Origin of the sequence: Streptococcus sp. DD04, from assembly GCF_001578725.1 — a bacterium.
Taxonomy (GTDB): Bacteria; Bacillota; Bacilli; order Lactobacillales; family Streptococcaceae; genus Streptococcus; species Streptococcus sinensis.
In genome coordinates this window covers 87,431-96,198 of sequence record NZ_KQ968982.1, presented here as the reverse complement: position 1 = coordinate 96,198, position 8,768 = coordinate 87,431, and the positions used below count along the sequence as shown (strand labels likewise).

The window sequence follows — 8,768 nt, the reverse complement described above, 5'->3', positions numbered from 1 at the left end:
GTTTTAGATCATCGACTGATTCAAATGTTTCTTTAAAAACCATAGAACATTTTAGATTTAAGTATTCTAGCTCTTTTGCAATCCACTAAGTTGACTAAGAGCCCAAATAAAAAGGAAGAGTAAACTTCCCTGAGAGATAGCAAATCCGCCCAACTGAGGTTGAGCAGATTTTAGCATCTCGATAGAGCAGATGCTTTTATTTATGCATAAGGATGTATGAGTTGTCTCATGCTCCCTACTTATCCAATTTTTTGATAGACTAGAAAATGCTCTGTTAAAGACCACGGATTGATGATCTTTATTATAAAATGAACATCTTTTTTTGTCATGGCTTGACAGTCTCACTTCTGGAAGGTAGTGAGCTTTTGGAAGTGTCTAATAATCAAGTCTACTACGAATCTTAGATAATTTATTCTTTTGTTTGTGGTTTAAAGAAGGCTTTATATAGCGCTCGGATAGCAGCTTTTTCTTGTTCTTTATTGACTACGAACATGATAGATACTTCACTTGAGCCTTGGGACATCATTTGAATGTTGATATTATTTTCTGAAAGAGCTTTGGTTGCGGTAGCTGTAACCCCAATATGGCTTTTCATTTTTTCACCGACAATCATGATAATGGAAAGGTCGTGTTCAATTTCTGCATGATCAACCTCTGCTTTTTGGATAAGCTGGCGAAGGATTTCTTCCTCTTTGATAGGCGTCAATTCACGCTCGCGCAAGATGATGGATAGATCGTCAATTCCTGTAGGCATGTGTTCCCAGCCAATGTTCAAATCTTCTAGGATTTGGAGAACCTGTCTACCAAAGCCGATTTCTCGGTTCATGAGATATTTAGACATATTGATACTTACAAAGCCTGCATCACCAGCAATCCCGACGACAGGTAAATGTTCCTTGCTATGTTTATGAACAATTTGCGTTCCAGGATGTTCAGGATTGTTAGTGTTTTTGATAACCAGTGGAATTTTACCACGGTAAGCAGGAAGCAGGGCCTCATCATGGAGAACAGTAAAGCCAGCATAGGCTAATTCCCGCATTTCACGGTAGGTCAGTTCAGGAATGGAATGTGGTTTGTGGACGATGCCAGGATGGGCTGCGAAAATCCCATCAACATCAGTAAAGTTTTCATAGATATCTGCTTTGACACCTGCAGCAATGATAGAACCTGTAATATCAGAACCACCACGAGAAAATGTGCAGATTTGTCCATCGCGGGTAACTCCGAAAAATCCTGGAATGACAAGAACTTCTTCGGAGTTGTTTAATTCCTCTATTTTATCATAGCTATATGGAAGAATTCGGGCATTACCCGGCTCACTGGAAACAAAAAGTCCAGCTTCTCTTGGATGTACATAGCGAGCAGGAACTCCGTTTTGGTTGAAGAAAGCTGCAATTAATTTTGCATTATTATCCTCACCAGCTGCAAGAAAAGTATCATAAAGAAATTCATTTTCTTCAATTGGCAGAGTGGCTAATGAAACAATGTTTTTTGAAATTCTATCGAGAATAGTTGGCTTTAAATCTAGCTCCGCCACGATATCTGCATAACGGTTGATAATCCATTTTTGATGCAATGAAACATCATCACCAGCGATGTATGCACGATAGTATTTAATCAAAGCATCTGTGACTTTGGTATCAGAATCATTTCTTTTTCCTGGGGCTGATACAACAACGAATTGACGTTCTTTATCTGATTTAACAATATTTAACACTTTTTGTAATTGAGTTGCAGAAGCTAGTGAACTTCCGCCAAATTTTACAACTTTCATGGATGCTCCTCATATTTATTTTAAAAATTATAACAAAATTCTGAAAATTTTTCAATTCTTCTTTTTCAACCTCTAAAAGTAGTGAAGTTTGTGTAAATGACTTAACATCTGGTTATCATTTAAATTTATTTATTTTTTCTTTTCTTTCAAAATTATTTATGTTAGAATAGATACTGCATTATAATTTGATTATCAAATTATTTAATCACAAAATAAAATCGACTGAATATATCAAGTCGGGAATGGAGCTAGAATGACTTTCAATGGTATTCTTTACAAGGTAGCTGATGAAGTAGCGACCATTACTTTTAATCGTCCGGAAGTTTCAAACGGTTTTAATATTCCTATGTGTGAGGAAATTTTAGAAGCGATTGAACTTGCGGCAAATGATCAGGCGGTAAAATTTTTAGTCATCAATGCTAATGGGAAGGTATTTTCTGTCGGCGGTGACCTAGCTGAAATGCAAAGGGCTGTCAGTGGGGACGATATCCAATCCTTGGTCAAAATTGCAGAGCTGGTCAATGATATTTCCTTTGCCATGAAACGTCTACCGAAACCAGTTATCATGAGTGTGGACGGACCAGTTGCAGGGGCGGCTGCCAATATGGTCGTGGCTGCAGATTTCTGTATTGCGACAGAGAAATCTCGTTTTATCCAGGCCTTTGTCGGGGTCGGTCTGGCGCCAGATGCAGGTGGTCTTTACTTACTGACTCGGGCAATCGGTGTGACTCGGGCAACTCATTTGGTGATGACAGGGGAGGCTTTGACAGCAGAGAAGGCTTTGGAGTATGGCTTGCTCTATAAAGTCTGTGAGTCTGAAAAACTGGAAAAAACAACAGACCAACTTCTTAAAAAATTAAAACGTGGTTCGCTTAATTCCTATAGGGCCATGAAAGAAATGGTCTGGAAAAGTCTCTTCAGCGGTTGGAAAGAATATGCAGAGTTGGAGTTAGAACTGCAGAAATCCCTTGCTTTCACCGAGGACTTTAAAGAAGGTGTTCAAGCCTATACTGAAAAGCGTAGACCTAAGTTTAGAGGGAAATAGACGAAAATTGGCAAGGTTTACATCCCAAGAGTAATTATAAAAAATTATTTGATTTTCAAAATAATTTTCAAAAAGGCTTGCAAATTATTTTGATATCTGATAAAATTTGAATGCCAAAGTATTTTTTAAGGAGGTGTGGTTTTTGAATTTCCAGCTAGTAAATGATTATTTAACATCGATTTTTAACAATGTCTTGGTCATTGAAGAGTCCAGCCTCCGAGGCAGTCGTTTTAAAGATGTCTCTATTAAAGAAATGCATACGATTGATGTTATTGGCTCCACTCCAAATGCAACTCCAAGTGATATTTCAAGAGAATTAATGGTTACTTTGGGGACTGTCACAACCAGTTTGAATAATTTGGAGCGGAAAGGGTATATCGAACGTCGACGTTCAGAAATTGATCGCCGCGTGGTTCACCTAAATCTGACTAAAAATGGCCGACTTTTGTATCGTCTTCATAAACGTTTTCATAATCGGATGGTCATGCAGGTGGTTGAAGGAATGAGTTCGGAAGAAAGAAAAGTGATGCAAAAAGGTCTGCATAACTTATATAATTTTTTAGAGGAGCTGAAATGATGAACTACGCAAAGATTAGCCAAACTGCGCATTATGCTCCTAGTCAAATTGTCACGAATGATGATTTGGCAAAATTGATGGACACTAGTGATGAATGGATTTCAAGCCGGACAGGGATTAAAAAACGTCACATATCTTTAAATGAAACCACCAGTGATTTAGCGACAAGGGTTGCTGAGCAGTTGTTAGAGAAGGGCGGAATTTCTGCTGATGAGATTGATTTTATCATCGTTGCAACTATTACGCCTGATTCTATGATGCCTTCTACTGCAGCTAGGGTTCAAGCGAATATTGGCGCTAAGAATGCTTTTGCTTTTGATTTGACGGCAGCCTGCAGCGGTTTTATCTTTGCTTTGTCTACAGGTGAGAAATTTATTTCTTCTGGACGGTATAAAAAAGGTTTGGTCATTGGAAGTGAAACCTTATCAAAGGTTGTGGATTGGTCAGATCGCACGACTTCGGTATTGTTTGGTGACGGTGCTGGCGGTGTTTTACTTGAAACTTCAGAAAGACAGCATTTTTGGGCTGAAAGTCAGTTTACAGATGGTCTGAGAGGTGAGAGTCTGACTAGTGGCAGGCTTGGCTTGTCCTCTCCCTTTTCGGAAAAGCAAGCTGATGACCGCTATTTAAAAATGGAAGGTCGCGCAATCTTTGACTTTGCTATTCGCGATGTGGCTCGATCCATCAAAAACACCATTGAGGAAAGCCAGTTTTCAGTAGATGATCTTGACTATCTGCTCTTGCATCAGGCCAATATCCGGATTTTGGACAAGATGGCTAAGAAACTGGGAGTCACTAGGGAAAAGTTGCCTGCTAATATGATGGAATATGGTAATACCAGTGCAGCCAGTATCCCGATTTTATTATCTGAGTGTGTCCAACAGGACTTGATTAAGCTGAACGAAAATCAGACAATTTTGCTGTCAGGTTTCGGTGGAGGTTTGACATGGGGCACGCTTATTGTTACAATTTAGTTAGTCATGTGGAAACACATTGATAAAAAATATTTTATTTTTAAAGGAGTCTATCCATGGCAGTATTTGAAAAAGTACAAGAAATTATCGTTGAAGAACTTGGCAAAGAGCCATCAGAAGTTACGCTTGAGTCAACTTTCGATGATCTTGAAGCTGATTCATTGGACTTGTTCCAAGTTATTTCAGAAATCGAAGATGCTTTTGACATCCAAATCGAAACTGAAGAAGGCTTAAATACAGTTGGTGACTTGGTTGCTTACGTAGAAGAAAAAACAAAATAAACAAGAACTTGAGAGTATCGTGAGATATTCTCTCTTGTTTAGGTAATAGTTTGACTGTCAAAGTAAAGAAATACATCTCGCATGTGGTAGTTTGGAATCCAGCTATTACTTAAGCAATGATTAGAGGAAGGTATTATGCAAACACGAATTACAGAATTATTAGATATTAAATATCCTATTTTTCAAGGTGGAATGGCCTGGGTTGCGGACGGTGACTTGGCTGGTGCGGTTTCAAAAGCTGGTGGTCTTGGCATCATCGGTGGTGGAAATGCTCCTAAGGAAGTGGTGAAGGCCAATATTGACAAAATCAAGTCTTTAACAGACCGTCCTTTCGGTGTCAATATCATGCTTCTCTCTCCTTTTGCAGAAGATATTGTGGATCTTGTCATTGAAGAAGGAGTTAAAGTGGTGACGACTGGCGCGGGCAATCCAAGTAAGTACATGGCTCGCTTCCACGAAGCAGGCATTACCGTAATCCCAGTTGTACCAAGTGTAGCTCTAGCTAAACGGATGGAAAAAATCGGAGCGGATGCGGTCATTGCAGAAGGGATGGAGGCCGGTGGCCATATCGGTAAACTGACTACCATGTCTTTAGTACGTCAGGTTGTAGAGGCTGTGAATATCCCAGTTGTTGCAGCTGGTGGTATTGCAGATGGACCAGGGGCGGCAGCTGGCTTTATGTTGGGAGCTGAAGCTGTTCAGGTTGGAACACGCTTCGTCGTTGCTAAGGAATCCAATGCCCACCAAAATTATAAAGATATGATCTTGAAGGCTCGGGATATTGATACGACAATTTCTGCTCAGCATTTCGGCCATGCGGTTCGTGCTATCAAGAATAAGCTAACTCGTGATTTCGAAAAGGCAGAAAAAGAAGCCTTCAAGCAAGAAAATCCAGATTTGACTGTTTTTGAAAATCTAGGTGCTGGTGCCTTGGCCAATGCGGTTGTCCGTGGCGATGTGGAAAATGGTTCGGTCATGTCCGGTCAGATTGCCGGCTTGGTTAGCAAGGAAGAAACAGTAGAAGAAATTCTCAAGGATATTTATTATGGCGCTGCTGAAAAGATTCAGCAAGAAGCAAAACGTTGGGCAGGAGTGACTAGAAATGACTAAAACAGCCTTTCTCTTTGCCGGTCAGGGGGCCCAGTATCTGGGGATGGCTCGTGACCTCTATGATCAGTATGGCGTGGTCAAGGCGACCTTTGAGGAAGCCAGCCAGGTTCTGGGCTATGATGTTCGGGAATTGATTGACCAGAACGAGGAAAAACTTAACCAAACTCGCTATACTCAGCCAGCAATTTTGACAACTTCTGTTGCTATTTATCGCCTGCTGGCTGAAAAAGGAATCCAGCCTGATATGGTGGCTGGTCTTTCTCTGGGTGAATACTCTGCCTTGGTAGCTGCTGGTGCGCTGGACTTCAAAACAGCGGTAGCTCTAGTCGCTAAACGCGGAGCCTTTATGGAAGAAGCTGCCCCTGCTGGCTCTGGTAAAATGGTAGCAGTTTTAAATGCAGAGGTCTCTCTCATTGAGGCTGCTTGCCAGACGGCTAGTCAGCTGGGACTGGTCTCTCCAGCCAACTACAATACTCCTAGTCAAATCGTCATTGGGGGCGATGCGGCAGCGGTGGACAAGGCGGTGGAATTACTCAAGGAAGCAGGTGTGAAACGCTTGATTCCGCTGAATGTTTCAGGTCCTTTCCATACGGCTCTCTTGAAACCAGCTAGTGAGCAATTAGCTCAAGCTTTGGCTGAAACGGAATTTTCTGAATTTCAGCTTCCATTAGTTGGCAATACAGAAGCGGATATTATGGAAGCTGGCAGAATTAAGGAATTACTGACTCGCCAGGTCATGGAACCAGTTCGTTTCTATGACAGTATCGCTAAAATGCAGGAAGCTGGTGCGACAGAATTTATCGAGATTGGTCCAGGGAAAGTCCTGTCTGGCTTTATGAAGAAAATTGACAAATCAGCAGTTGTTCATCATGTTGAAAGTGTAGACACTTTGACAGCCCTACTGGAAAAATAATGGGGAATACCAATGGAATTAAAAAATAAAAATGTTTTTATTACAGGATCTAGCCGTGGAATCGGTCTGGCCATTGCACATAAGTTTGCAAGTGCAGGTGCCAATATTGTCTTGAACGGGCGCGGTCAAATTTCAGATGACGTTTTAGCTGAGTTTGCTGGCTATCCAATCAAAGTCGTGGCTATTTCAGGAGATGTATCTGATGGCATTGATGCGAAGCGAATGATTGATGAGGCAATTGTGGCTTTGGGGTCTGTAGATGTCTTGGTCAACAATGCTGGGATTACTCGAGATAAGCTCATGCTTAAGATGACGGAGGAAGACTTCGAGCAAGTGCTGAAGGTCAACTTGACTGGAACCTTTAATATGACACAAGCTGTCTTGAAACCAATGACCAAGGCTCGCCAGGGAGCAATCATTAACTTATCAAGTGTTGTCGGTTTGACTGGTAATGTCGGTCAGGCCAACTATGCAGCTTCTAAAGCTGGCTTGATTGGATTTTCTAAGTCGGTTGCCCGTGAAGTGGCAGCGCGCAATATCCGTGTCAATGTAATTGCCCCAGGCTTTATCGAATCTGATATGACAGACGGGCTTCCTGAAAAAATCAAAGAAGCCTCCCTTGCTCAAATCCCAATGAAACGGTTCGGGAATACCGGAGAAGTGGCTGATGTTGCCTTGTTCTTGGCGGGTCAGGAATATCTTACCGGTCAAGTCATCACGATTGATGGCGGGCTGACCATGCAGTAATTTCAAATGAATTTGGATTTGAAAGTTCACCAATCATCATAAAGGAGTTCACTATGAAACTAAATCGAGTTGTTGTAACAGGTTATGGATTAACCTCTCCAATCGGAAACACACCAGAAGAATTTTGGAATAGTTTAAAAGAAGGTAAGATTGGGATTGGTCCCATCACCAAGTTTGATCACAGCGATTTTGCTGTTCATAATGCGGCAGAAGTTCAAGATTTTCCTTTTGATAAATATTTTATCAAGAAAGACACCAATCGTTTTGACAACTATTCCTTGTATGCCCTTTATGCCTCTCAAGAAGCGGTCAATCATGCTGGTTTAGATGTTGAAAATATTGACAAGGATCGCTTTGGTGTCATCGTTGCATCTGGTATCGGTGGCATTAAGGAAATCGAAGATCAAGTCATTCGTTTGCATGAGAAAGGTCCGAAGCGTGTCAAACCGATGACCTTGCCAAAGGCTCTGCCAAATATGGCAGCTGGGAATGTGGCTATGCGCTTCGGAGCAAATGGAGTCTGTAAATCAATCAATACGGCTTGCGCTTCTTCAAATGATGCGATTGGTGATGCCTTCCGTTCTATCAAATTTGGTTTCCAAGATGTGATGTTGGTAGGTGGTTCAGAAGCTTCTATCACACCATTTGCGATTGCTGGCTTCCAAGCTTTAACGGCTCTTTCCACGACAGAAGATCCTGCTCGCGCATCTATTCCTTTTGATAAAGACCGGAATGGTTTTGTTATGGGGGAAGGTTCTGGTATGCTGGTTCTTGAAAGTCTGGAGCATGCTGAAAAACGTGGAGCAACGATTCTTGCAGAAGTGGTTGGCTACGGAAATACCTGTGATGCTTACCACATGACTTCTCCGCATCCAGAAGGTCAGGGTGCTATTAAGGCGATTAAATTGGCTCTTGCCGAAGCAGAGATTAGCCCAGCAGATGTTGCTTATGTGAATGCGCATGGTACTTCAACTCCAGCTAATGAAAAGGGTGAAAGTGGTGCTATTGTTGCAGTTCTTGGTAAGGATGTTCCTGTTTCATCCACCAAATCATTCACTGGTCACCTGCTCGGGGCAGCTGGTGCAGTCGAAGCGATTGCGACTATTGAAGCGATGCGCCACAGCTTTGTACCAAAAACAGCTGGTACAAGAGAAGTATCAGATTATATTGAAGCAAATGTTGTATTTGGCCAAGGCAAGGAGCAGGAAATTCCTTATGCGATTTCCAATACATTTGGCTTTGGTGGTCACAATGCTGTTCTGGCATTCAAGCGTTGGGAGGACTAGATGAATATCAATGAAATTAAAGACTTGATGGCTCAGTTTGACCAATCAAGCCTGCGTGAAT

At 41.6% G+C, this 8,768-nt stretch carries 9 protein-coding genes and 1 pseudogene; 9 read left to right on the top strand and 1 reads right to left on the bottom strand.

What is annotated here, in order from left to right; all coding sequences use genetic code 11:
• Positions 1 to 409: 409 nt before the first annotated feature.
• A complete protein-coding gene (locus STRDD04_RS09975) occupies positions 410 to 1,774 on the bottom strand; it encodes an aspartate kinase (RefSeq protein ID WP_062201942.1) in 1,365 nt (454 codons plus the stop codon).
• Between the two features lie 253 nt (positions 1,775 to 2,027).
• On the opposite strand from STRDD04_RS09975, the gene fabM reads away from it, so the two are divergent.
• The 9 genes and pseudogenes from fabM to STRDD04_RS11575 all read left to right on the top strand — a co-directional run.
• The gene (gene fabM / locus STRDD04_RS09970; protein ID WP_062201940.1) at positions 2,028 to 2,819 is read left to right on the top strand and encodes a trans-2-decenoyl-ACP isomerase; all 792 of its coding nucleotides are present in this window, start codon (positions 2,028 to 2,030) and stop codon (positions 2,817 to 2,819) included.
• Positions 2,820 to 2,961: 142 nt separating this feature from the next.
• Positions 2,962 to 3,396, top strand: coding sequence for a fatty acid biosynthesis transcriptional regulator FabT (gene fabT, locus STRDD04_RS09965; RefSeq protein ID WP_062201938.1), 435 nt, complete (start codon positions 2,962 to 2,964; stop codon positions 3,394 to 3,396).
• On the top strand, positions 3,396 to 4,370 hold the full coding sequence (locus STRDD04_RS09960) for a beta-ketoacyl-ACP synthase III (RefSeq protein ID WP_062201950.1): 975 nt from the start codon (positions 3,396 to 3,398) through the stop codon (positions 4,368 to 4,370). The genes fabT and STRDD04_RS09960 overlap by 1 nt, the downstream gene beginning before the upstream one ends.
• Before the next feature lie 56 nt (positions 4,371 to 4,426).
• Positions 4,427 to 4,651: an acyl carrier protein gene (locus STRDD04_RS09955; RefSeq protein WP_002893611.1), complete on the top strand. Its 225-nt coding sequence runs from the start codon at positions 4,427 to 4,429 to the stop codon at positions 4,649 to 4,651.
• 135 nt (positions 4,652 to 4,786) lie between these two features.
• Entirely contained in the window at positions 4,787 to 5,761 is a 975-nt protein-coding gene (gene fabK / locus STRDD04_RS09950; protein ID WP_062201936.1) for an enoyl-[acyl-carrier-protein] reductase FabK, read from the top strand.
• Positions 5,754 to 6,674 (top strand): ACP S-malonyltransferase, encoded by a 921-nt coding sequence (gene fabD, locus STRDD04_RS09945; RefSeq protein ID WP_062201934.1) that lies wholly within the window; start codon positions 5,754 to 5,756, stop codon positions 6,672 to 6,674. The genes fabK and fabD overlap by 8 nt, the downstream gene beginning before the upstream one ends.
• Before the next feature lie 12 nt (positions 6,675 to 6,686).
• Positions 6,687 to 7,421: a 3-oxoacyl-[acyl-carrier-protein] reductase gene (gene fabG / locus STRDD04_RS09940; RefSeq protein WP_062201932.1), complete on the top strand. Its 735-nt coding sequence runs from the start codon at positions 6,687 to 6,689 to the stop codon at positions 7,419 to 7,421.
• A gap of 53 nt (positions 7,422 to 7,474) precedes the next feature.
• Entirely contained in the window at positions 7,475 to 8,707 is a 1,233-nt protein-coding gene (gene fabF / locus STRDD04_RS09935; protein ID WP_062201930.1) for a beta-ketoacyl-ACP synthase II, read from the top strand.
• Positions 8,708 to 8,768: pseudogene (locus tag STRDD04_RS11575) on the top strand (acetyl-CoA carboxylase biotin carboxyl carrier protein); the annotation flags it as partial.

What these genes read in the sequence shown, in the direction of transcription:
- STRDD04_RS09955 (WP_002893611.1), top strand. Translation starts at nt 4,427, where the DNA reads ATGGCAGTATTTGAAAAAGTACAAGAAATTATCGTTGAAGAACTTGGC.
- fabD (WP_062201934.1), top strand. Translation starts at nt 5,754, where the DNA reads ATGACTAAAACAGCCTTTCTCTTTGCCGGTCAGGGGGCCCAGTATCTG.
- fabF (WP_062201930.1), top strand. Translation starts at nt 7,475, where the DNA reads ATGAAACTAAATCGAGTTGTTGTAACAGGTTATGGATTAACCTCTCCA.
- STRDD04_RS09975 (WP_062201942.1), bottom strand. Translation starts at nt 1,774, where the DNA reads ATGAAAGTTGTAAAATTTGGCGGAAGTTCACTAGCTTCTGCAACTCAA.
- fabG (WP_062201932.1), top strand. Translation starts at nt 6,687, where the DNA reads ATGGAATTAAAAAATAAAAATGTTTTTATTACAGGATCTAGCCGTGGA.
- fabM (WP_062201940.1), top strand. Translation starts at nt 2,028, where the DNA reads ATGACTTTCAATGGTATTCTTTACAAGGTAGCTGATGAAGTAGCGACC.
- STRDD04_RS09960 (WP_062201950.1), top strand. Translation starts at nt 3,396, where the DNA reads ATGAACTACGCAAAGATTAGCCAAACTGCGCATTATGCTCCTAGTCAA.
- fabK (WP_062201936.1), top strand. Translation starts at nt 4,787, where the DNA reads ATGCAAACACGAATTACAGAATTATTAGATATTAAATATCCTATTTTT.